The 22,454-nt window shown below is 69.8% G+C and carries 17 protein-coding genes, 1 other RNA gene, 1 pseudogene and 1 CRISPR repeat array; of the genes and pseudogenes, 14 read left to right on the top strand and 5 right to left on the bottom strand.

All coding sequences use genetic code 11. The features are described from left to right. Nucleotides 1–1,054 (bottom strand): hypothetical protein (locus VT50_RS22835; RefSeq protein WP_206269462.1); only part of this gene is annotated, 1,054 nt, incomplete at its 3' end. Nucleotides 1,055–1,292: 238 nt separating this feature from the next. On the opposite strand from VT50_RS22835, the gene VT50_RS22840 reads away from it, so the two are divergent. The 4 genes from VT50_RS22840 to VT50_RS22855 all read left to right on the top strand — a co-directional run bounded on the left by VT50_RS22840 (nucleotide 1,293) and on the right by VT50_RS22855 (nucleotide 5,342). After that, nucleotides 1,293–2,333: an ABC transporter substrate-binding protein gene (locus VT50_RS22840; RefSeq protein WP_206269463.1), complete on the top strand. Its 1,041-nt coding sequence runs from the start codon at nucleotides 1,293–1,295 to the stop codon at nucleotides 2,331–2,333. Nucleotides 2,334–2,470: 137 nt separating this feature from the next. Then, nucleotides 2,471–3,319, top strand: coding sequence for a Nif3-like dinuclear metal center hexameric protein (locus tag VT50_RS22845; protein WP_046085833.1), 849 nt, complete (start codon nucleotides 2,471–2,473; stop codon nucleotides 3,317–3,319). A 72-nt stretch (nucleotides 3,320–3,391) separates the two neighbouring features. Then, nucleotides 3,392–4,135: a zinc ribbon domain-containing protein gene (locus tag VT50_RS22850; RefSeq protein WP_075200323.1), complete on the top strand. Its 744-nt coding sequence runs from the start codon at nucleotides 3,392–3,394 to the stop codon at nucleotides 4,133–4,135. 4 nt (nucleotides 4,136–4,139) lie between these two features. Next, nucleotides 4,140–5,342 (top strand): bifunctional RNase H/acid phosphatase, encoded by a 1,203-nt coding sequence (locus VT50_RS22855; protein ID WP_046085831.1) that lies wholly within the window; start codon nucleotides 4,140–4,142, stop codon nucleotides 5,340–5,342. A gap of 94 nt (nucleotides 5,343–5,436) precedes the next feature. Here the strand turns inward: VT50_RS22855 and eda are convergent, their stop codons facing one another. The 3 genes from eda to VT50_RS22870 all read right to left on the bottom strand — a co-directional run bounded on the left by eda (nucleotide 5,437) and on the right by VT50_RS22870 (nucleotide 8,941). Continuing rightward, nucleotides 5,437–6,096: a bifunctional 4-hydroxy-2-oxoglutarate aldolase/2-dehydro-3-deoxy-phosphogluconate aldolase gene (gene eda, locus VT50_RS22860; protein ID WP_046085830.1), complete on the bottom strand. Its 660-nt coding sequence runs from the start codon at nucleotides 6,094–6,096 to the stop codon at nucleotides 5,437–5,439. Nucleotides 6,097–6,201: 105 nt separating this feature from the next. Continuing rightward, on the bottom strand, nucleotides 6,202–7,005 hold the full coding sequence (yaaA, locus tag VT50_RS22865; RefSeq protein WP_046085829.1) for a peroxide stress protein YaaA: 804 nt from the start codon (nucleotides 7,003–7,005) through the stop codon (nucleotides 6,202–6,204). A gap of 280 nt (nucleotides 7,006–7,285) precedes the next feature. Then, on the bottom strand, nucleotides 7,286–8,941 hold the full coding sequence (locus tag VT50_RS22870) for a glycoside hydrolase family 13 protein (protein WP_240529264.1): 1,656 nt from the start codon (nucleotides 8,939–8,941) through the stop codon (nucleotides 7,286–7,288). 713 nt (nucleotides 8,942–9,654) lie between these two features. On the opposite strand from VT50_RS22870, the pseudogene VT50_RS41430 reads away from it, so the two are divergent. The 9 genes and pseudogenes from VT50_RS41430 to cas6e form a co-directional block, all read left to right on the top strand. Further along, nucleotides 9,655–9,780, top strand: a pseudogene (locus VT50_RS41430) (LacI family transcriptional regulator); the annotation flags it as partial. A gap of 186 nt (nucleotides 9,781–9,966) precedes the next feature. Then, an RNA gene (rnpB, locus tag VT50_RS22885) (RNase P RNA component class A) lies at nucleotides 9,967–10,370 on the top strand. A 220-nt stretch (nucleotides 10,371–10,590) separates the two neighbouring features. After that, on the top strand, nucleotides 10,591–10,764 hold the full coding sequence (locus tag VT50_RS40010; protein ID WP_206269465.1) for a hypothetical protein: 174 nt from the start codon (nucleotides 10,591–10,593) through the stop codon (nucleotides 10,762–10,764). Nucleotides 10,765–10,823: 59 nt separating this feature from the next. After that, a complete protein-coding gene (locus tag VT50_RS40015; protein WP_143645250.1) occupies nucleotides 10,824–11,141 on the top strand; it encodes a hypothetical protein in 318 nt (105 codons plus the stop codon). Nucleotides 11,142–11,471: 330 nt separating this feature from the next. Then, nucleotides 11,472–12,232: a CRISPR direct-repeat array (repeat unit 29 nt; unit sequence CTGCTCCCCGCGCCCGCGGGGATGGTCCC). A 491-nt stretch (nucleotides 12,233–12,723) separates the two neighbouring features. Further along, on the top strand, nucleotides 12,724–14,448 hold the full coding sequence (gene casA, locus VT50_RS22895) for a type I-E CRISPR-associated protein Cse1/CasA (RefSeq protein WP_240529266.1): 1,725 nt from the start codon (nucleotides 12,724–12,726) through the stop codon (nucleotides 14,446–14,448). A gap of 158 nt (nucleotides 14,449–14,606) precedes the next feature. Beyond that, entirely contained in the window at nucleotides 14,607–15,131 is a 525-nt protein-coding gene (gene casB / locus VT50_RS22900; RefSeq protein WP_078840684.1) for a type I-E CRISPR-associated protein Cse2/CasB, read from the top strand. Nucleotides 15,132–15,269: 138 nt separating this feature from the next. Continuing rightward, nucleotides 15,270–16,421: a type I-E CRISPR-associated protein Cas7/Cse4/CasC gene (cas7e, locus tag VT50_RS22905; protein ID WP_046085825.1), complete on the top strand. Its 1,152-nt coding sequence runs from the start codon at nucleotides 15,270–15,272 to the stop codon at nucleotides 16,419–16,421. After that, nucleotides 16,421–17,284 (top strand): type I-E CRISPR-associated protein Cas5/CasD, encoded by an 864-nt coding sequence (cas5e, locus tag VT50_RS22910; RefSeq protein WP_046085824.1) that lies wholly within the window; start codon nucleotides 16,421–16,423, stop codon nucleotides 17,282–17,284. The genes cas7e and cas5e overlap by 1 nt, the downstream gene beginning before the upstream one ends. Nucleotides 17,285–17,289: 5 nt before the next feature. Further along, nucleotides 17,290–18,096, top strand: a complete 807-nt coding sequence (gene cas6e, locus VT50_RS22915) for a type I-E CRISPR-associated protein Cas6/Cse3/CasE (RefSeq protein ID WP_046085842.1) — start codon at nucleotides 17,290–17,292, stop codon at nucleotides 18,094–18,096. Between the two features lie 75 nt (nucleotides 18,097–18,171). On the opposite strand, the gene VT50_RS22920 is transcribed toward cas6e, so the two are convergent. Next, nucleotides 18,172–21,117 carry a CRISPR-associated helicase/endonuclease Cas3 gene (locus tag VT50_RS22920; protein WP_046085823.1) on the bottom strand — a complete coding sequence of 982 codons (2,946 nt, stop codon included), beginning with the start codon at nucleotides 21,115–21,117 and terminating at the stop codon, nucleotides 18,172–18,174. Nucleotides 21,118–21,193: 76 nt separating this feature from the next. On the opposite strand from VT50_RS22920, the gene VT50_RS22925 reads away from it, so the two are divergent. After that, entirely contained in the window at nucleotides 21,194–22,438 is a 1,245-nt protein-coding gene (locus VT50_RS22925; protein WP_240529267.1) for a reverse transcriptase family protein, read from the top strand. Nucleotides 22,439–22,454: the final 16 nt, after the last annotated feature.

Raw genomic sequence — 22,454 nt, forward strand, 5'->3', positions numbered from 1 at the left:
CCACCGCCCCCACCGCCCCTGGTGGGCGCACCCTCGCGAGTCCGCAGGGCACTTGGGGCGTGGCGTACGGCAGGCGCAGCTCGCCGTCCCTCGTCCAGAGGCCCGCGCCCGGGAGCCAGCCCTCCGGGGCCGGGAACTCGCACAAGCGCCGCTCCGACGGGCGCCATACGCCCACCCACGGCCGCCCGGCCCCGGCCCCGGAGCCGCCCCGTCCGTCGATGCGGAAGGCCACCGCGCACACCTCGGGCGTCAGCACCTGCCCCGGCTGTACGGCGAACGGCGTGGCCTCCGACCACCCCGCGGGACGCAGACAGTCCGGGAACCGCACCGGGCGGGTGCTGCCCAGCACGCCCCAGCCCAGCCGCTGCTCACCGGGCGCGTCGGAGCGTACGAGCAGCAGACCGCTGTCCGGGTCGGCGAGCAGCAGCCGGTCGTCGCTGCGCTCGGTGATCTGGAGCAGCGGGCTGGTCTCGCCGCCCCGCCGCAGGTCGACCACCACGGTCTTGGTGCGGCCGTCGAGTTCGCGGTCGAGGGCCAGCAGTCGGCCCGTACGGTCCAGCCAACTGCCGCCCGTACAGCGGCCGGGCACCTCGGCCAGGTGCTGGGGGGCGAGGACGCCGCCGCCGAACAGCAGCCAGATGGAGGTGGACCGCGGCCCGCGCCCCAGCGCGAAAGCGCACAGCCCGCCTGGCGCGGGCGGCAGCAGCGAGACCTCGGCGCGGTCGATGCCGCCGAGCGGGCGCTCGCCGGTGCCGGGGCCGGTCGGGTAGAGCAGCGAGAAGGCGTGGTGGCCCGCCACCTGGCGGTGGATGAGCACCTGCCCGTCGGCCAGCGGCAGCAACTCGCTGTCCGGCTCCTCGGGCTGGGCGGCGGGCAGCGGTACGGCGTAGGGCTCCGGGCCGTCCAGCGTCCAGCGCTCGGGGTACCAGCAGCCCGCCTCCCCGCTGAGCGCGAGCCGCGCGCCGTACGAGCGGTCCGAGGCGATGGTGAAATCCCCTCGTGGCCGGTCGCCGACGCCCTCGGTGAGGGCGGTGTCGAAGGCACAGGCAGTCATCGTTCAGTCACCTCCGCCCACTGAACGTAGTTTTCGCCCTTCCTGTCGACGGCCATAATGGGTGCGCTCCACCCGTAAGTGTGGCCGTGTCCGATTTACCTGAGAGGTCGGGGGTGAGTGTGCTGTGAGCGACACGGATGGTTGAGGAATCAAGCTTTGCGGTTAAAGTAAGGCACACCTAAGTGCGATCGGCGCGCTCGTGAGAACGGGCGCGCCCGGCTATCCCTGGAGCCCCGTCATGTCCCTGCCCCCGCGCGCCCGCGGCAGCGCCGCCCTCGCCCTCGCCCTGGCCGGGGCGCTCTCCCTCACCGCCTGTGGATCGTCGGACGGCGGCGCGGGCGGCGGCGAGCGCAACGGCGGGGGCGGGAAGTCCGTTGCCCAGGGCGGGAAGGACTTCGGCAAGGCGGCCGAGGAGACCGCGAAGCTGGGCACGGCCGCGAAGCCCGGCGCGTTCCCCCGCACCATCACCCACGCGATGGGCAGGACCGAGCTCAAGAGCAGGCCGAAGCGGGTCGTGGTGCTCGACGTCGGCGAGCTCGACAACGTGGTCTCGCTGGGGCTGAAGCCGGTCGGCTACGCCCCCTCCGAGGGCGACCAGGCCATACCCGGCTACCTCAAGAAGGACGCCGGGAACCCGAAGAACGTCGGCACCATCAACAACCTCAACCTCGAGGCCATCAACGCCCTCCACCCCGATCTGATCCTCGGCAGCAAGCTGCGCGCCGAACCGCTCTACGACGAGCTGAAGCAGATCGCCCCGACCGTCTTCTCCATCCGCCCCGGCTTCACCTGGAAGGAGAACTACCGCCTCAACGCCGCGGCCCTGGACCGCACCGCCGAGGCCGAGCGCTCCCTCGACGCGTACGAGAAGAAGGCCGAGAAGCTGGGCGAGGACATCGGCGCCGAGAAGCCGACGATCACCATGCTCCGCTTTATGCCGCAGGCCACCCGGCTCTACGCCAAGGCGTCCTTCATCGGCACCATCCTCCGCGACGTCGGTCTGCCGCGCCCCGAGAACCAGCGGATCAACGATCTCGCCGCGGAGATCAGCCCGGAGCGGATCGACGAGGCCGACGCCGACTGGATCTTCACCGGTGTCTACGGCGACCCCAAGGCCACCAAGCGCGACCAGGCGCGGTCCAATCCGCTGTGGAAGAAGCTGAGGGCGGTCAAGGCGGGCCGGGCACGAAACGTCGACGAGGAGACCTGGTACCTGGGCCTCGGCGTCACCGCCGCCGACCGGGTCCTGGACGACCTCCGCGGCTACCTCGTCCACTGAGGCCCCTTGGGACGCCGAGCCCGCCCCTTGGGACGCCGAGCCCGCCCCTTGGGACGCCGAGCCCGCCCCTCCGGGCCGTCGCGCTGGGTGAAGGCCGGGGCAGGGCTCGGCCGTGATCCGGGAGGTAGCCTTGCCCCGTGCCCGCACTCAACGACGTCCTCGCCGCACTCGACGCCCTCTGGCCGCCCGAGCGGGCGGAGCAGTGGGACGCCGTCGGCACGGTGTGCGGTGACCCCGACGCCGAGGTCACCCGCGTGCTGTTCGCCGTCGACCCGGTCCAGGAAGTGGCCGACGAGGCGGTGGAGCTCGGCGCCGATCTGCTGATCACCCACCATCCGCTCTATCTGCGGGGGACGACCACGGTCGCCGCCTCCACCTTCAAGGGCCGGGTGGTGCACACCCTGATCAGAGGCGGCATCGCCCTGCATGTCGCGCACACCAACGCCGACACCGCCGACCCCGGTGTCTCCGACGCCCTCGCCGGCGCGCTCGACCTGCGGATCGTCGGTCCGCTCGTGCCGGACGCCACCGACCCCGAGGGCCGTCGCGGACTGGGCCGGATCTGCGAGCTCGACCATCCCGAGACGGTGCGGGAGTTCGCCGAGCGCGCCGCCGCCCGGCTGCCCGCCACCGCGCAGGGGATCCGCGCCGCGGGCGACCCGGACCGTACCGTCCGCCGGGTGGCCGTCAGCGGCGGCTCCGGCGACGGCCTCTTCGACGCGGTGCGCGCGGCCGGGGTCGACGCGTTCCTCACCGCCGATCTGCGCCACCACCCGTCCTCGGAGGCGCGGGAGCGCAGCGATCTCGCCCTGCTGGACGCCGCGCACTGGGCCACCGAATGGCCCTGGACGGAGCAGGCCGCGGCCCAGCTGGACGCGATCTCCGACCGCCATGGGTGGGGTCTGCGGACGCATGTCTCCCGTATCGTGACCGACCCCTGGACGGCCCACGCCGCGGCCCCCGCCGCCCCTCGCCCGACCCCCTGACCTCGACCTCGACTTCGTTTCCGTGTTCCGTATCCGTGTTTCCGTCCCACTCGACTCCCCTGGAGCCCCACGCTGAATGCCGCGCCCGCCGATCAGATCCGCCTCCTCGACGTCCAGGCGCTCGACGTCCGGCAGTCGCAGCTCGCGCACAAGCGCAGGACGCTGCCCGAGCACGCCGAGATCGAGACGCTGAACGCCGATCACACCCAGCTGCGCGACCTGCTGATCGCCGCGCAGACCGAGGAGAGCGACACCGCCCGCGAGCAGACCAAGGCGGAGCAGGACGTGGAGCAGGTGCGCCAGCGCGCCGCCCGCGACCAGAAGCGCCTGGACTCCGGCGCCGTCACCTCGTCGAAGGACCTGGAGAACCTCCAGCACGAGATCGCCTCCCTCGCCAAGCGCCAGGGCGCTCTGGAGGACGTCGTCCTGGAGGTCATGGAGCGCCGGGAGTCCATCCAGGAGCGGATCGCCGAGCTGACCGAGCGGGTGCAATCCCTCCAGTCGAAGATCGGCGACGCCACCGCGCGCCGGGACGCGGCGGCCGAGGGGATCGACGCCGAGATCGCGACCGTCACCAAGGAGCGCGAAGTGGTCGCCGGGACCGTCCCCGCCGATCTGCTGACCCTCTACGACAAGCTGCGCGAGCAGCAGGGCGGCGTCGGCGCGGCCCGGCTCTACCAGCGCAGCTGCGACGGCTGCCGCCAGGAGCTCGCCATCACCGAGCTCAACGAGGTGCGCTCGGCGGCCCCCGACGCGGTGCTGCGCTGCGAGAACTGCCGCCGGATCCTGGTCCGTACGCCCGAGTCGGGGCTGTAGGCCGATGGCGCGGCGCTTCATCGTCGAGGCGGACGGCGGGTCCCGGGGCAACCCCGGACCGGCCGGCTACGGCGCCCTGGTGCGCGACGCCGAGACCGGTGAGACGCTCGCCGAGGTGGCCGAGTACCTGGGCACCGTGACCAACAACGTGGCCGAGTACAAGGGCCTGATCGCCGGGTTGCGGGCGGCGTACGCCCTGGACCCGGCGGCCGAGGTCCGGGTGCGGATGGACTCCAAGCTGGTCATCGAGCAGATGTCGGGCCGCTGGAAGATCAAGCACCCCGATATGCGGCCGCTCGCCGCCGAGGCCGGGGCGATCCTCCCGCCCGGCCGGACGGCGTACGAATGGATCCCGCGCGAGCACAACAAGCACGCCGACCGGCTCGCCAACGAGGCGATGGACGCGGGCAAGCGGGGCGAGGAGTGGCGGCCGAAGGTGCCGCCCGGCGGCACGCTGGCGGCGGGCGCGCTGGAGGCCGCCGCGCCCGCCGATGACGCCCTCGCCGAGCCCGCCGCCACGGGGGCCACGGCCGCCACGGGGGCCACGGCCGCCCCCGCGGTGGGCTGGGGCGCGGCGGATCTGGGCACCCCCGCCACGTTCGTGCTGCTCCGGCACGGGGAGACCCCGCTCACCCCCGAGAAGCGCTTCTCCGGCAGCGGCGGCACCGACCCCGGACTCTCCGATGTGGGCCGCCACCAGGCCGAGCGGGTGGCGGCGGCCCTCGCCGCACGCGGCACCATCCAGGCCGTCGTCGCCTCACCGCTGCGGCGCTGCCGGGAGACCGCCGAGGTGGTGGCCCGGCGCCTGGGCCTGGACGTCCGCGTCGAAGAGGGGTTGCGCGAGACGGACTTCGGCGCCTGGGAGGGCCTGACCTTCGCGGAGGCCAAGGAGCGCTACCCGGACGACCTGGACGCCTGGCTGGCCTCCACGGAGGTGGCCCCCACCGGGGGCGGCGAGAGCTTCGCTGCGGTCACGCACCGGGTCGCACTGGCCCGCGACAAGCTGATCGCCCGCTACACCGGCCGTACGGTGCTGCTCGTCACCCACGTCACCCCGATCAAAACCCTGGTCCGCCTGGCCCTGGGCGCCCCGCCGGAGTCCCTGTTCCGCATGGAGCTCTCGGCGGCCTCACTGACGGCGGTGGCGTACTACGGTGACGGGAACGCCTCCTTGAGGCTGCTGAACGAGACGGCACATCTGCGGTAGGGCCGACGCGGTAGGGCCGGCCGCGGTGGCATTCGCCGTGCCGATCGCGGTAGCGGTCACGGTCACGGTGCTGGGGCGTCGCTCGCGCCCGCCGTCACCGCCGCAGGGCCGCCGCCTCCCGGGCCAGGGACTCGACCCGGGCCCAGTCGCCCGTCTCCAGCGCGTCCGGCGGCAGCATCCACGTGCCGCCCACGCAGCCGACGTTGGGGAGGGACAGATACCCGAGGGCGTTCGAGGCGTGGACCCCGCCGGTCGGGCAGAAGCGGGCCCGGGGGAGCGGTGAGGCGAGCGCCTTGAGATACGCGGTGCCCCCGGCCGCCTCCGCCGGGAAGAACTTCATCTCCTCGACCCCGCGCTCCAGCAGCGCCACGACCTCCGAGGTGGTCGAGACGCCCGGCAGATACGGCAGCCCGGACCCGTCCAGCGCCCCCAGCAGCCGGTCCGTCCAGCCGGGCGTGACCAGGAAGCGCGACCCGGCGGCGACGGCCGTCTCCACCTGCTCGGGGGTCAGGACCGTACCGGCGCCGACGACCGCGTCCGGGACCTCCTCGGCGATCGCCCGGATCGCGTCCGCGGCGGCGGGCGTCCGGAAGGTCACCTCGATCGCGAGCAGCCCGCCCGCCACCAGCGCACGGGCCATCGGAACCGCGTCGGCCACGTCATGGACGATCACCACGGGGATGACGGGGGCGAGGTCGAGCAGCGAGGAGTCCGGGGAACCGGGGGAGGGCGCGGTGCTAGTCACGGCACCCATCCTGCCCGTGCCGCGGCGCACCGCGCAATGAGGGTTGCGCACCCCGCAACGAGCCCGTGCGCGATGGTCACCGCGGACCCGGCCGCGCAGGGCCCGGCGTCCCTCCTACAAGTCGGTCACCACCACATCTAAGCCCCACGCCCGGCCCGCCCGCTCCGGCGGTGTCGCTTCCACCGCGTACCCCAGCCCGCGCAGTGCGTCCACCAGTTCGGCGGGGCCGTCCGGGTCGGTGCCCGCGGTCAGCAGGTCCCGTACGATCCGGCCCTTTGTCGCCTTGTTGAAGTGGCTGACGACGGACCGTTTTTCGACCCCGTTCACGATCTTCGACTGGAGCACCCGCACCGTCGCCGTCCGCTCGGCCACCGCCCCCTTGGGCTTCCACGCCGCCGCGTACGCCGCCGAGCGCAGGTCCAGCACCGGCCCGTTCCCGGCGGCCTCCGGAAGCACCTCGGCCATCGGGGTCCGGGTCCGCCAGTAGGTGCCGAGCGCGCCGAGTCCCGGGAGCCTCACGCCCATCGAGCAGCGGTAGGAGGGGATGCGGTCGTCGATCCGTACGGCGCCCCACAGTCCGGAGAAGACCAGCAGCGAACGTTCCGCCCGGCGGCGCGCGGCACCCGGCAGCGTGGCCAGCCCGAGCGCGTCGTACAGCACACCGGTGTAGATCTCCCCGGCGGGCCGCGCCGCGGCCTCCCGCAGCGCCGCGTTCTTCGCGATCTCGCCGCGCAGCCCCTCGCTGAGCCCCAGCGCCTCCGCGGCCTTCCCCTCGTCGCCCGAACACAGCGACACCAGCTCGTCCAGCACCTCCGCCCGCGCCTCGCCCAGGCCCGGCAACGACAGCGATCCCGGATCCAGCGGGGACCCGGAGCCACCTGTGGCCTTTCCCTCGGACGGGGGCAGCAGCACGAGCACGGTCTCTCCTCGGAGGTCGAATGGTCGGGGGCGGCGGGGCGCGGATGGTCGTGGACGGCGGGCAGAGCGCGGGGCCGCCCGGAAAACCGGCCCGCCCCGCCCCGCAGCCTACGGTCTACGGCTCACCGGGCGTCCGCCGCCCGCACCCCGGGGCCCGGGGCGGCGCCCCCCACGCGGCGGAGCCGCACATCTTCAGGTGTCGGGAAGGGCCGGGGCGGGGCGCAGCCCGCCGCAGGCGTCAGGATCCACCGCCGTAGGTCTTACGACCCGTCAGGAGCCCCTACCGCAGCCACACCGTCGTCCACGCCCCCACCAATCCCCCATCGAGCGGACCGCTGGCCAGCACCACCTCCAGCCCCTCCGGCAGCGGCACCGGAACCGCCGACAGATTGCTGAGGCCGTGCCACCCCGTGGAGCGCCGGAAGTGCAGCACCCCGGCGCTCAGCTCCTCCACCGAGCCGACCCACTCCACGCCCTCGTCGCCGCCCAGCGCACGGCGCAGCCGCAGCGCCTCCCGGTACAGCTCCAGCGTGGAGCCCGCCACCCCCGCCTGCGCCTCGGCCGACAGCTCGCCGAAGTACTCCGGCTGCGGCAGCCAGGAGCCCCCCTCGCCGAAGCCGAACGACGGCCCGGACCGCGTCCACGGCAGCGGCACCCGGCAGCCGTCACGGCCCTTGATCCGCCCGCCGCTGCGCTCCCAGGTCGGGTCCTGGAGCGAATCCCTCGGCAGCTCGGCCACCTCCGGAAGCCCCAACTCCTCGCCCTGGTAGAGGTACGACGACCCCGGCAGCGCGAGCATCAGCAGGGTCGCGGCCCGGGCCCGGCGCAGCCCCAGCCCCGCATCGGCCTCAGGCTCCCGGCCGTCGGCCAGCAGCCACTCCTCACGCCCCGCCCGGCCCAGCTCGTCGGGCAGCGCCAGCCGGGTGGCGTGCCGGATCACATCGTGGTTGGAGAGCACCCAGGTGGCCGAGGCACCGGCCGTACGGGCATCGTGCAGCGCGCTGTCGATGGCGGTGTGCAGCGCGGGCGCGGACAGCGGGGCGTAGAGGAAGTCGAAGTTGAACGCCTGGCCCAGCTCATCGGGGCTGGCGTACGGCGTGCGGCGGGAGTTGCGTACCCACGCCTCGGCCACGGCGATCCGCGGCGGGTCGTACCCGTTCATCACCTCGCGCCACTCGCGGAAGATGCCGTGCACCTCATCGCGGTCCCACAGCGGATGGCTGCCGTCCTCGGGCAGTTCGTCCGGGTCGTAGCCCCGTATGTCCCCGAGGTCGCGCAGCGGTTCGGCCAGGTCCTTGGCCAGGCCGTGGGCCACGTCGACGCGGAAGCCCGCCACCCCGCGGTCGGACCAGAAGCGCAGCGTGGTGAGGAAGTCGGCGCGCACCTCCGGGTGGTCCCAGTTCAGATCCGGCTGCTCGGGCGCGAAAAGGTGGAGGTACCACTGTCCGTCGGGCAGCCGGGTCCACGCCGGGCCGCCGAAGCAGGATATCCAGTCGGTGGGCGGGAGCGAGCCGTCGGGACCGCGCCCGTCGCGGAACACATACCGCGCGCGGGCGGTGGAGCCGGGAGCCGAACGCAGCGCCTCCCGGAACCACGCGTGGTCGCTCGAGGTGTGGTTGGGCACGATGTCGACCATGACCTTCAGCCCGAGCCGGTCGGCCTCGGCGACCATCCGGTCGAAGTCGTCCAGGGTGCCGAGCCGCGGGTCGACATCGCGGTAGTCGGCCACGTCGTAGCCGCCGTCGGCGAGCGCGGACGGATAGAACGGGCTCAGCCAGACGCAGTCCACGCCGAGGTCGGCGAGGTACGGCAGCCGTGAGGTGACACCGGGCAGGTCGCCGATGCCGTCCGCGTCCGAGTCGGCGAAGCTGCGCGGGTAGATCTGGTAGAAGACGGCCTGCCGCCACCAGTTGGGGTCCGAGGGCTGAAGAGTCACGAGATCCTCGCGGTGATGGGTACGGGTGGGGATACGGATACGGAACGGGGTGCGAATGCGGCCGGGTGCCGCAGGCGCCGTCAGCTCATGGCGGTGTCACGGCGTCACGGCGTCACCCCTTCACCGCCCCCGATGTCATCCTGGAGATCACCGACCGCCGGAAGATCAGGACGAGGACGGCGATGGGCACGGTGGCCGCCATCGCACCGGCCTAGATCGTGCCGTAGGGGACGGTGTACTGGCTGGTGAACAGGGTCATCCCGCCCTGCACCGTACGGAAGGCGTCCTCGCTGTTGAAGGTGAGGGCCAGCAGGAACTCCGCCCAGGTGGCAGTGAAGGTGAACAGCCCCGGCCGTGAACAGCCCCGGCCGCGCCAGCGGGAGGATGACCGAGACCACCGTGCGCAGCGGACTCGCGCCGGCGCATCGCCTTCCTCCAGTCCAGCGACGACACCGGCTTCTACTGGAGCTCCAAGGAACGGCTCATCGGCTACCGCCAGACACTGGAGGAGGCCGGGCTGCCGTACGACGAGGAGCTGGTCCTCTACCCCGTCGCCCGGTACCGCCGCGGCATCCGCGAGGCCGTCGGCCAACTGCTGAGCCTGCGCAACCCGCCCACCGCCGTCTTCGCCGAGCCCGACGAGGTGCTGATCGAGGTGGCGATCGAGGTGATGGGGGGTCCTGCGCTCCTCCGGCGTCGACATCCCGGGCCGGATGTCCGTACTGGGCTTCGACGACCACCGCCTCGCCGAATGGCTCGACCTCACGACCGTCGCCCAGCCGGTCGAGGACATCGGCCGCGCCGCCGCGGAACTGGCCCGCTCGATCATCGACGACCCGGAGGCCGACCCCGCCCGCCAGGTGGTCTTCCCCACCCGGGTCATCCCCCGGGGCAGTACGGCCCCACCGCCCCCGCGTACGGCGGGAGACCAGCCACCCCCAGGAACCGAATGCCCCCAAGCCCCCAAGCCCTCCGGCCCGATCTCGGCCCGCCCGCCCGCCGGGTATCATGGTCAACACGGCGGACGAGCCGGCCGGGCGGTCGCGTCGGGGCTTCAGGGCCTCGCCGAGGAACGTCCGGGCTCCACAGGGCAGGGTGGTGGGTAACGCCCACCCGGGGTGACCCGCGGGACAGTGCCACAGAAAACAGACCGCCGGACGCCGCGAGGCGACCGGTAAGGGTGAAACGGTGGTGTAAGAGACCACCAGCGTCCGAGGTGACTCGGACGGCTCGGTAAACCCCACCCGGAGCAAGGTCAAGAGGAGCCGCCACCCGGCGGCTCTGCGCGGACGACCGAGGGCTGCCCGCCCGAGTCCGCGGGTAGACCGCACGAGACCGGCGGCAACGCCGGTCCTAGATGGATGGCCGCCTCCCCGAGGGCCGCGAGGCCCCCGGGAGACAGAACCCGGCGTACAGGCCGACTCGTCCGCCATTAGCTCTCTGACCAGGGCCTATGCCCTGTTCGGGACGCTCGGCCGGATCGCCGCACTTTGCTCTTCTACCTGGGAGTTCCCGGTAGTTCCCGCGCGAGTGTGCATTGGTTGTGCATTGGGGCCGTGGGGCGGGGCGGGCTGATGGCAGGCGAGAGGTCGAGACGCGTCAGCAGTCGGGCGGGGGCTTCTTTCGAGCGGGCGGTCACGCTTCGGGCGGTGACGCTGATCACGGCCGCGGTGGTGGGGCTGACGTTTTTGTTCGGCTTCGGCAATGTACGGACGCTGGCGCTGCGGTTGGGCGTCCCGCCGTGGGTGGCGCGCCCTTGGTGGCCCCGGCGCTGGACCTTTCTGCGCTGGGCTCGCTGCTGGGCACCCGGTACCTGGCCCTGAAGGGCGAGAGTCGGTAACAGCTCCGGCCAGCCCGTCGGCTGCTGGTCTTCTCCGGTCTGATGACGTTGGCGCTGAACGCGATGGATCTGTTGCTGGCTGCTGAGAACGGTAAAGCTGCCTTCGATGCGGTGGGACACGCTGCGGTGATGATCGAGCAGAAGAGCGTCGAAGTTGACCAGCCGCATGTCCTGGCCCGATCGGAAGATGATCAGCGTAGTCAGCTTGGAGCTGACGAAGATGACCTTCTGGAGCGTGCCTTGGCGGAAGACGCGTGGCATTGGGAGACGTATCAGCGGTCGATTTCGGCTGAGACGCTACGAAAGCGACTGCATGTTGGCGCGGCCAGGTCCCGGACGTTGGTGTCCATGGTGCGCTAGATGAGGGCTGGGGGAGGCGACGAGGGGGGGCATCGTCTGGCGAGGGTGGTCCTTCACCTTCTCTGCCTTGTGGTCAGGCCGCGGCGCGGGCGAGGAAGGCCCGAGGTGAGCCCCTCTATAGTGCCCCTCGATGCGGCGGCATCCATAAGTGGCGGTATGGCGGGGAAGCGGTAGGAGGCTGTGCTGACGACCGTTCATGTTCGGGAAGATGGTATGAACTGCGTGGAAGCGTGCGCCGTGGACCACGCATTGCATATGCCTGGAATGCCGGATTTGGTGAAAGTGCTCTTCCGGGAACCGACTCCCAGATAAACGTGCAGGTCACGGAGTCTGCTCCCCGCGCCCGCGGGGATGGTCCCGAGACGCAGTACAAGGAGATGCGGCAGCAGGACTGCTCCCCGCGCCCGCGGGGATGGTCCCGCGCGGCGGGTGCGCGGGACGTAGGTGGGCTCCTGCTCCCCGCGCCCGCGGGGATGGTCCCGACCGGCGCGAGCGATGCCGCGACTGTGGCGTCTGCTCCCCGCGCCCGCGGGGATGGTCCCAGCAAGACGAGGACACGCGCGTCACCGCGGCTCTGCTCCCCGCGCCCGCGGGGATGGTCCCAACATCTCGCGCATCTGGGAGACCGACCCTGGCTGCTCCCCGCGCCCGCGGGGATGGTCCCACCCGCCTGCGCCGCACGATCCAAGACTTGGACTGCTCCCCGCGCCCGCGGGGATGGTCCCCACCTCGCCTACATGGGAATCACCGCCGTGCTCTGCTCCCCGCGCCCGCGGGGATGGTCCCCCGGCAAGCCCCGACGGCGCCGCCCCAACGAACTGCTCCCCGCGCCCGCGGGGATGGTCCCGTCATTATGGCTGGTCAGAGCGCTGTAGCCCTCTGCTCCCCGCGCCCGCGGGGATGGTCCCCCGATCCTTGTGACCGTGAGGGATGGATGCGGCTGCTCCCCGCGCCCGCGGGGATGGTCCCGATGAGCTGATGGCCGGGCACAAGCGGTGGTGCTGCTCCCCGCACCCGCGGGGATGGTCCCTACGAGAAGGCGTACGAGAAGCGGCTGGAGAGCTGCTCCCCGCGCCTGCGGGGATGGCCCCAAGGCCATGGGCCTGATCCTCCAGGCGCTCATCTGTTCCCCGAACACGGGGGGCTGGTCCTCGTCCCAGCTACCGCCTCACTGCGGTGGACTGCTGCTCCCCGCGTCTGCGGGGTCGGCCCGGGCCCGCCTCTGGCGGATCGGATCATGCCGTTGGCGCGGGCTCCATATAGCGCACGACGGATGCGGCGCCTGGGAAATACTCCGCTGGTCGCAGGGCCAGCCGCCTCTCAGGTTGACGCCGGCCTGCGGGTAAGCGTTGTACCGAGGGCGGGCGCGGGCCTCACCCGAGCTCACCCCCGGTGATCCCCGCGCTCGCGGGGCCAACCCGCTGTGAAGACGTAGGAACGGAACATCCCCGACCCGCGATGGTGCGTTGGCGAGTAAGACTGGGGCAGGTGGATTCTGGCATTCATCATGCGGAGCCGTGGGCTGGTGTGCAAGGCTGACGCCACGTCGTTAGACGGAGGAAATTGGGAGGGGAGCCCAATTTTGTTCAGTTTGCTGGATGAGCCGTGGCTGTCTGCGAGGACTGTCGGCACAATTGCAGGAGGAGAGCCGCAGGGCGGGCTTGGTCCGGTCGAGAAGGCTGGCGTTCGGCGTCTCCTTCTGAACGCAGATCAGTTCCAGGACATCGTGGTCGACCTGCCCACGCAGAAGCCCGCGATCTTCCGCCAGTTGCTATTGCCGATCGTCGTTGACGCTCTCGGTCCGCCTGCGGATGCCGCCGAGTGGTTGGATATGTTCCGTGCGGGGGCCTTCTCGCCTCAGCAGAGTGCAATCTTGACCGCTTACCTGGATAAACACCGCCAGTCCTTCGATCTGCTCGATGCCGTCCATCCCTTCGCTCAAGTGGCGGGGTTGCACACGGCGAAGGGTGAGACCAAGGGATCAAGCCTGCTGATCGCCACAGCCGCTACGGGTAATAACGTGCCGTTGTTCTCCTCCCGCACTGAGGGAGATCCGCTGCCGCTCACCCCGGCGCAGGCAGCCCGCTGGCTGGTCCATACGCACTGCTGGGACACGGCCGCCATCAAAACCGGTGTCGTCGGTGACCCGCAGGTCAAGACAGGCAAGACGACCGGTAACCCAGTCGGGCCCCTGGGGCAGTTGGGCGTCGTCATGCCGGTGGGGCGCACCATCTTTGAAACTCTCCTGTTGAACATCCCCTTCGGTCAGGCTCCGCTTTCGGATGACCGGCCGCAATGGCGGCGTCGCGCCGTCGAGGGCAGGGTCGAGGACACGCTGTCGTGTGCCATGCCTGCTTGGCAGATCCGCCCGTCCCGTGGGCTGCTGGATGTGTGGACGTGGCAGGCACGGCGTATCCGGCTTGTCCCTGAGGAAACTCAGGCGGAAGTGCGGGTCCAGCGAGTCATTGTCGCAGCTGGTGACCGGCTCGATACCGCGCCCGATCACGAACCGCACACCTCGTGGATTGTCGAGAGCGCAAAAGCCCGGAAGAAGCAGGCCGGAAAGCCTGGGGCGGCATCCGCTGTACGCCCTCGTCGGCATCAGCCAGGCAGGGCAGCCTGGCGTGGTCTGGAGGCCCTGCTCGCCGTCAGCCGTGTCAGCGAACAGCGAGAGGCGACGGACACTCGGACTGGTTTCCATACCAGCGTCCTGCTTGATCAGCTCAGTGTGGTGCGGGAAGGATTGCCTCTGGGGTATCCGCTGCGGCTGGAGCTGACCGGCATGGTCTACGGCATTCAATCATCGGTTATTGAAGATGTGTTCTTCGATGAGATCCCGTTGCCAGTGGCCGCGTTGAACCCGGACGGCATCATCTTCGGCTGCGTGCTGGAGGCTGTGGCGCAGGCGGAGAAGCTTGCCGGTGCGGTGAATAATCTCTCCTCCGACCTGCGGCGGGCCGCCGGCAGTGAGCCGATTCCCTGGGACAAGGGACAGCGCCCGGGTGAGACCCTGCTGCACGCTCTCGATCCGTTGATGCGACGCCTGCTGGTCGGGCTGCGTGAGGTCGGTGAGGATTTCGACCGGTCCGAGCAAGGGCTCGAGGCGTGGGAGGAGAAAGCGGGGCGGGAGGCGTGGAAGGTAGCCGAGCAGGTTTTCTCCACCGCGGCTCCCAGTCTCTTCAGCGGCCGGATCGTGGCCAAAGACGGCAAGGAACGTGCGTATCGGCTCAGCACTGCCGAGCGCGGATTCCGAGACCGGATGGACGCGATCCTCACCCGCCGGGCTGCTCGACGTAAGGCCGCCTGAGCGCTGGCCGCGGACAATCGGCGTAGGACACCACCACCATCGAGATCTCCGCAGGAAGGGTGCACGCTGTGCCCACCGCCCCTGACCCCACTAGCACCTCGACGACCTCCATCACCCGCTATTGGGCCCAGTACGTCCGAACCGACGGAACCTGGCGCATGGATCCCAGGAGCAAGGCACCAATGGAGCCCCCTGGGGAAGACCTGGCCGCCTTGCGGTCGGGGCTAGGCCACACCGCGGCTACCGTCCCCGCGCTCTGGCCCTTCTACACCAGTTCTACCGACGGACAGGTCACCCCGGAACTCGAGGCCGAGCACGCGGCCCTGTCGCTCTACGGCCTCCATCAGCAAAGCCAGCGCCGCCCCATGCACAAGCCCAGAGCGAGTGTGGGGGAGGCCCTGCGCGCCTTGCGCCGCAGCGACCGCTTCAGCGAGGAGGCCGTTGACCGCCGGGTCGCGGCCGCGGTGAACGCCACTTCTGTGCCCACCCTGGTGTACCGGCTGCGCGGACTGGTCACACAACTGCGTACCATCGGCCAGCCATTGGACTACGACCGACTGCTGCGTGACATCAAGGACTGGCATTACCCCGAATCGCGCCGGCGTGTCCGCCGCAGCTGGGGACTCGCGTACCACACATGGGGCTCGCGGCCTGACACGGAAGCTCCCGTGAACGCCTCCTAGAGCTCACCGGCAGACCTCTGGGTGCTCGCCTGCTCACGCCGACGCCACACCGCCACCATCCTGGGCGACCTCGCCGTGATCGAAGCATGCAAAGGCCGCACCCGCTGCACTTCACCGACCGCTTCACCGGAGGACCTCATGGCACTTCCCCTGCCTCGTACGTACGTCGATGTCCATATCCTGCAGACCGTGCCCCCGGCCAACCTCAACCGCGACGACCAGGGCAATCCCAAAGAGGCGTACTACGGCGGCGTCCGCCGATCCCGGGTCTCCTCCCAAGCGTGGAAGCGTGCCACCCGCGTCCACTTCACCGAGCGGGTAACCGAGCAGGACCTGGCTACCCGCACCCGGCGTATCAACGGGGCCCTCGCCGACAGGATTGCCGATCGGACTGGGCTGGACACCGAGGCATCGACCCGCTTGGCGGGCGCACTGCTGGCACCGCTGAAGATCAGTGCCGGCAAGAAGGAGGGCGACACCGCCTATCTGTTCTTCTACGGCCATCGCCAGCTCGACGACGTGGCCGCGCTCATCCACGACCGGGCTGCTGAACTCGCCGCTCTCGACGACACGGAGCTGGCCGCCGAGATCAAGCAGCTGCCGGTCCAGGAAAAATTCAGCACTGGTCACCCCATGGACGTCGCCTTGTTCGGCCGCATGGTCGCCGACATCCCGGCCTTGAACGTCGACGCGGCCACACAGGTGGCTCATGCGCTGTCCACCCATGCTGTCGAGCTGGAATTCGACTACTTCACAGCGGTCGACGACGAGACGAAGAAGGGGGAGGAGACCGGTGCGGGCATGATCGGGACCATCGGCTTCAACTCCGCCACCCTCTACCGCTACGCGTCGGTCGGCTTGCACCAGCTCTTGCGCAACCTCACGGATCAGGAGGCGGCCGTCACCGCGGTCGAGGAGTTCGTCACTTCCTTCGCTCGCTCCATGCCCACCGGCTACGGCAATTCCTTCGCCCACCGGACTCTGCCCAGCCTGGTCGCGGTCGTGGTGCGCGACGACCAGCCGGTGAATCTCGTCTCCGCCTTCGAAGAGCCGGTCGCGACCTCCTCCGGTATCGCAGCGGCCTCCGCCCGCCGCCTCGCACGCGAGTACGCAACGGCCACCCGGGCCTGGGGAGACGCGCCGGCTTTCACTTCCCTGTGCCACACCTTCACCGACAGCGGACAGACCACGGAGCTGCTCTCGGACACCTTCGGTGAGGCTGTCACCTTCCCCCAGCTCCTGGCCGGTCTGCGCACCTACCTCACCGACACCGTCAAGCAGGCCGCCTGATGACACCACGTTCCACCAGCTCACAAGGAGCGCAAAGCAATAGCCAGGCGGTGTTGCTGCTCCGGCTGGCCGGGCCGCTCCAGGCGTGGGGCTCACGCAGTGCCTTCAACCGGCGTGAGACTAACGCAGAACCCACTAAATCCGGCGTGATCGGCCTGCTGGCAGCGGCAGCCGGACGTGCCCGCGAGGAACCTCTCGACGAGTTGCTTCCACTGCGCCTGGGCATCCGCGTCGACCAGCCCGGGACGCTGCTGCGTGATTACCACACTGTCAGCGACTACCGGGGCCGGGCGCTGCCCCAGGCCGGCGTCTCGGCCAAGGGCCTCCAGAGGCCGACCTCACCGCCCAAACACACTCATGTGACAACCCGCTACTACCTCCAGGACGCGGTCTTCCTGGCCGCCGTCGGTGGTTCTCGCGAGCTGATGAAGACGCTGGACCACGCCGTCCGTGCCCCCGCGTTCCCACTCGCACTCGGGCGCCGCTCCTGCCCGCCCACCCAGCCGGTATCCCTCGGGCTCCGTGAGGGAAGCCTCGAGGATGTGCTGGGGGACGAGCCGTGGCAGGCATCTCGGCGAGCCCGCGAACAGTACGCCGCTCAGTGCGGTCGCGAGCGTGAGCTCGACCGTCCCCTGTATCCAGCGCGCATTGACCGCTCGGTCACCATCGAGGACCCCGAGGGCGACGATGTCCTCCATGACTCCCCAGTGTCCTTCGACCCCTACGCCCGCAGCTTCACCAGCCGGCGCGTGCGCCACGGCTGGCTGAGCATCCCCACCGGCTTTCCACAGCCCGACACCAACGTCACCGACGGCCAGGACGAGGCCGCCGGACATGACCCCTTCGCCCTGCTGGGCTGGTGACCGCCATGACCTACCTCTCCCGGATCCGTATCAATCCACTCCGCGCCGAGAGCCGCGTACTGCTGGCCAATCCCCGCGCGATGCACGCCGCCGTCGTGGGCGGCATCCCCGGAAGCCCGGACAGAGAGCGCCTTCTGTGGCGACTTGACGCTGACAATCCCCACCGGCCATACCTGTTCGTCCTCACGCGGTCCAAGCCCGACTGGACCCACATCGTTGAGAAGGCCGGATGGCCCGACGCCGAGGGGGAACACGCAGCCGTCCGCGACTACACCACCCTCCTCGACCAGATCGCCACAGGACGGGAGTTCGCGTTCCGTCTGACCGCCAACCCGGTCCAGAACACTCAGAATCCGACTAGGCCCACGTCTGCCCAGGCAGCTCGCATTGCTGACGACTCAGAGGGTAAGCGCAGGAGGGGCTTCAGGATGGCCCATCGCACCGCACCCGCACAGCTCGACTGGTTTCTCACCCGCGCTGAACGGTGGGGTTTCGAGATTCCCGTATCCCGCACCGATGCTCCTGCCCCCGGTCTGGCCCAAGCGACGGCCGACAGCGACTCCGGGGCTGAGAAGAGGGCCTGGGATCCGAACCCGGCGCGTGAGATACGTATCACCGCCCACCGTCGCCACTCATTCACGAAGAACGGCAAAGGCCCCCGTGTCACCTTCCACAGCGTCACCTTCGAAGGCCGCCTGCGTGTCACCAACCCTGCCGCGTTCACCACCCGGCTCCTGGAAGGAATCGGCCCAGCCAAGGCCTATGGCTGCGGTCTGCTCACCCTCGCCCCACTCCGAGGTCAACAGGGCTGACGGGCGGAAACGATGGCCTCCAGGTGCTTCTTTGCAACGCCACGTTAAAGACGCCGCGTTCCCTTCCACCGCCCCTCAGACAACGGGGCCGTCGTCCATGAGCCCGAGAACGGTGTCGAAGCGTAGCCGCCGACCGGCAAGGACAGAGGTTCCATCGGCCTCGAGAACCAAAGCGCGGCTACGGCCAAGCCAAGGGTGCTTGTCCCAGCCAGGCGGGACATGTAGGGCTTCGGCCACCCCGCGGCCGCAACTCGCGGGGAGTCTCACCGCGCCTGCGAGAACGTCGTTGACTGATTCTTCATCCGGGAGGGCGCCGTCCTCCGCCAGAACACTTCCCGAAAGTGTCCGGTATCTCCTGCCATCTCGCACCAGGAGGACGGCCTCCACGCCCGGATCCCCGTCTCGTACCAAGGCGGTCAAACCACCGTCACCACTGCTGGGAGGAACGGCGACGTAATGGAGACCGGCCAGCGTCGGCCCTTCTTTGTCACCGCGCCTTGTCAGTAGATGATGTGAGGCATTCTGTGCCTGTTTGCGCTGTTCATCTTCCCAACGCCATCGGGCTGACTGCGCTGCGTCCCGCCACGGTTGCGGAACCTCATCCTCGCTGCCGTATCCGGCCGCCACGAGCGCAGGAATGTCCCCCGGGATGCTCCATGCGCCCTGGTGCCGGGCAGCCCTGAACACCAAAGCCGCCGTGCGCAGCAGCAGATGGCGGTCGTAGAGGGATTCGGTACACGCAAGGAACCGTGGGATGCCTAGGCCCCCCGGAGGCGGGTCGATGTCGTCTGCACCAGGGGTGGTGTCCCCGGAGGCGTATCCCGTAACGATCACGCGTGGCGAGGTAAGCCGAACAGGGCGGAGCAGTTTGTCACCGCGGTGCAGACGGCCGATTCTCTGCAGCAGCAGATCGATCGGGGCCATGTCTGTGATCAGAAGGTCCACGTCGACATCAAATGCCTGTTCAGCCACCTGGGTGGCGACCACGACGAATCGGGTGGGCCGCTCCCGTCCCGGGCCATCTTGTTGCGGGGCTAGCTGGTGCAGGCAGTGCGCTGTGCGATCGGCGCGTGTTCCGAGGGTGAGCTGCTCGTGCAGCAGCACCACTTCGTCACCGAAGCGCTCACGCAACGCGGTGCAGAGTGTCTGGGCCCGCGCCACGCTGTTGCGGATGACCAGGGCGCATCCGCCGTGTGCCAGTTCCTCCTCGAGCCGATCGGCGACAGCAGTGTCGGCGGCGTCCTGTGCCATCCGACGCAGAGCAGGATCGGTATGTGGCTGCGGGACCGGCTCCGGCATGAGTTCGACCGTGAAGGATAGGTCCGCACGCCGGCTCACACAGGATGGTGCGGTGGAACGGTGTCCGGTGCCCTCCGGCGCTCTCCAGGCCGCAGTGATGGAAGGGTAGCCCCCAGGGTGGCTGAGATCGTCAGCCGTGTACTCCTCACGTCCTGCGGCCCCCGCGAGATAGGCGTACACCAGAGCCTGACGCTGCGCGGCCGGCAGCGTCGCGGACAGCAGTACCACAGGTACGCCTGCCTGGCCGAACCAGCGCAAGCCCTCCAGCAGGAACTGCGAAGAGTAGACGTCGGTGGCGTGGACCTCGTCGAGCACGACGACTTTGCCCATCAGTCCGGCCATACGGAGCATCACGAACTTGGTGCGGGTCGTGGCGTACAGCAGCTGGTCAAGAGGCGCGACGACGAAGGGGCACAGAAGCCCGCGCCCGTACCCGAAGAACCACTCGGCAGGTACCTGCGATCCCGATGGTTCAGCGTGTGCCTGCCCACTGCCTCCGGGTACGCACCGACCGCCCTCCGCGGGCTCTCCGCATTCGCCGACTGCGCCAAGCCGAGCCTCGGGTGGTTCGCTCAGCAGCGCGCTCCAGTCCTTGTTGAGGATACGTTTTCCGTGCAGCAGGGAGACGCGCGCGGCCAAGTTCGAGTCAATGCGGCTCACCCACTGTCTGACCTGCCTGAACATGGGGTCATGAGTCGCCCATTCCGGCATACCGACAAACACGCCGTCCGCGCCGAATTTCGCGGCCAGAACTTCCGCCGCCATCAGCCCGGCCCAGGTCTTGCCGTCTCCCATAGGAGCCTCGACGATCAATAGCCCCGGAGTCTCTATCTGCCGTGCCGTCTCCACGGCCAGCACCTGCGATGGACGCGGCTCGCACCCGAACCGCCGTACGAAAGCGTCGGATTCGGGCTCGGGCAATTCCCCCCAGCCACCCCGCAGGCCGATCTTGGCCCATGCCTTGCCGGCACGATCCCTCGCGCGGGCGAAGCTCACCTCACCCAGAGAGTCGACACCGGGGAACTGCTTGGAACCGCTGGCGATCCAGTCCGCCATCACGACAAACCCGCTCAGGTGCAGCTGGGCAGCCCGTGTCGGCACCAGCACAGGCGCGAGGTCCGCAAACGAGCCCAGCTCCAGCTCCTCGGTGAGGCGCTGAACGAGGGCCCGCTGCACTGTCGTCCAGCGCCCGTCGCCCTCCAGCTGGCCACGCGCTCTGGGGTCCGGCCTCAGGGCACTTGCGACGGGGAAGAAGCCATGATGGCCTGCCACAATCGGCCATACCCAAGCGATCTGCTCGTCCGGCCATTCAGCATCCCTGAGCAGCCATTGCAGCAGGTGTCCTCCGGCGCGCCCGTGATGCCAATCGAACCGCTGGGCGGTCGGCTCATGCCATCGCAGCCCAGCTGCCCGTACCGCCGCAGCCTCGGTCTGCCATCTCCTCTGGAAGGCTGGAGTGGCTTTCCCGCAGTCGTGCACTCCGCAGAGCCACACGAACAACCCGCGCCCCCTGTCCGTACCTCCGGCGATCTCGTCAAGCAGTCGCCGGGTGGACGGAGCCAAAAACCGCTCCCACATGACGTCGGCGACGGCCGCGGTGTCCAGCATGTGCGACAGCAGCAGATTCATCGTCCCGTCGGCATGGCTGGGCGTCTTTCCTACCAAGACACCCAGCGCCGCGAGGACGTCCAGCCCGTCCTGCGGCGTCGAACCGTTGGCCATGTTCCCCCCTCTGCGCCTCGCAGTCCCTCTGGCGATACCACATGGGCAATTGCCTGCGGGGTGACATCATGCCGCTGTGAGAGGCGACGCCACCCCGCCGAACAGGGCGATCAGCATGGGTTTCAGCCACGACCTGATGACGGATTGGATCCCCGACGCTCTCGGCGCCGCCGACGTCACCCGGGCGCTGGCCGACGGAACCCTGTCTGCGCCGCCTCAGCTCGACATCGGGTGGCTTCGGGTCCCACTCGCCCGGCGCACGGAAGACATACCCGTCGTGGACTCGACCGTACGCGCCCACATGCACCTCCTGGTCGAACGATCCTTACACCGCCACCGACCACACCCTGAGGTACTCAGCTACCGCTCAACAGACTGGGACTACCGCCGCGCCTACCGCGCGAGACGGGACCGAATGCACGCGCTCGGACGCCAGACGGAGCTACCGCTCGTACTGAAACTCGACATCCACCGATTCGGGGAGTCGCTTCCTCTGCACGTGCTGCTCGATGCGCCCTGGATGACCGACACGCTCGCCCAGCAGCTGACGGAACTGCACCACAAGACCGGCCGCTCGCTGTTTCCTGGGCATCGCTGGGCCAACCGGCTCGGCACAGCAGCCTTACACCCGATCGACGCGCGACTCACCGCGATGGCGCCGGATCGGTGGATCCGCTGGGGCGACGACTGGCATGTCTTCGTTCACGACACCGCCGAAGCTGAGCATGTCCGTGCCGCAGTAAAAGCCGGACTCGAAGCCCTCGGGCTTCGCCTGTCAGCGGAGAAGAGCACCACCGAATCGGTGGCCACCGTATTCGCCGGGCCAGCACGCGATGTCGCAGGGAACCCGCCAGAGGTGTGGCGCCGCGGCATACAGAACAACGACGTGCGCGCCCTCAGATACGCCCTGCCCCGCATAGACCCCGAAGCGGAGGTGTCCCGGCGCATCCCCGGAATCGTGCGCGCGCAGCCGACACTGCTGCCGCGTGCCGTCTACTACCTCGACCGCGCCGTGAACACACCGGCAGGCCATGAGGCCGTGCGGGAACTGTTGGAAGCAGCCCATCCGGATCTGTTTGCGGTCGCCCGACTACTCGCTCTCGCCGGTCGGCACCAAGAAGTAGCCTCGTATGTCCCCGACAGCTTGCTGGCCCTGGCTGCCGACTGCGGGATCGCCGCCCTGCGGGAACTGGCAGCGCGCGTCGCTGTCTGTACCGGACGCCGGGATGTGTTGCCTGAATCATCTCAACGCCTGCACCAGTGGATCGCCCAGGGAGCGGATATCCGGCACCATCCGCCCTGTGTGGCTACCCTCCTGTGACGCTGGCGCTCTGCCG

Source organism: Streptomyces antioxidans, from assembly GCF_000968685.2.
Classification (GTDB): domain Bacteria; phylum Actinomycetota; class Actinomycetes; order Streptomycetales; family Streptomycetaceae; genus Streptomyces; species Streptomyces antioxidans.

Excerpts from the sequence above, each read along its gene's own strand:
- VT50_RS22840 (WP_206269463.1), top strand. The coding sequence starts at position 1,293 with ATGTCCCTGCCCCCGCGCGCCCGCGGCAGCGCCGCCCTCGCCCTCGCC.
- VT50_RS22855 (WP_046085831.1), top strand. The coding sequence starts at position 4,140 with ATGGCGCGGCGCTTCATCGTCGAGGCGGACGGCGGGTCCCGGGGCAAC.
- eda (WP_046085830.1), bottom strand. The coding sequence starts at position 6,096 with ATGGGTGCCGTGACTAGCACCGCGCCCTCCCCCGGTTCCCCGGACTCC.
- VT50_RS40015 (WP_143645250.1), top strand. The coding sequence starts at position 10,824 with ATGACGTTGGCGCTGAACGCGATGGATCTGTTGCTGGCTGCTGAGAAC.
- casB (WP_078840684.1), top strand. The coding sequence starts at position 14,607 with ATGGATCCCAGGAGCAAGGCACCAATGGAGCCCCCTGGGGAAGACCTG.
- cas7e (WP_046085825.1), top strand. The coding sequence starts at position 15,270 with ATGGCACTTCCCCTGCCTCGTACGTACGTCGATGTCCATATCCTGCAG.
- cas5e (WP_046085824.1), top strand. The coding sequence starts at position 16,421 with ATGACACCACGTTCCACCAGCTCACAAGGAGCGCAAAGCAATAGCCAG.
- cas6e (WP_046085842.1), top strand. The coding sequence starts at position 17,290 with ATGACCTACCTCTCCCGGATCCGTATCAATCCACTCCGCGCCGAGAGC.
- VT50_RS22920 (WP_046085823.1), bottom strand. The coding sequence starts at position 21,117 with ATGGCCAACGGTTCGACGCCGCAGGACGGGCTGGACGTCCTCGCGGCG.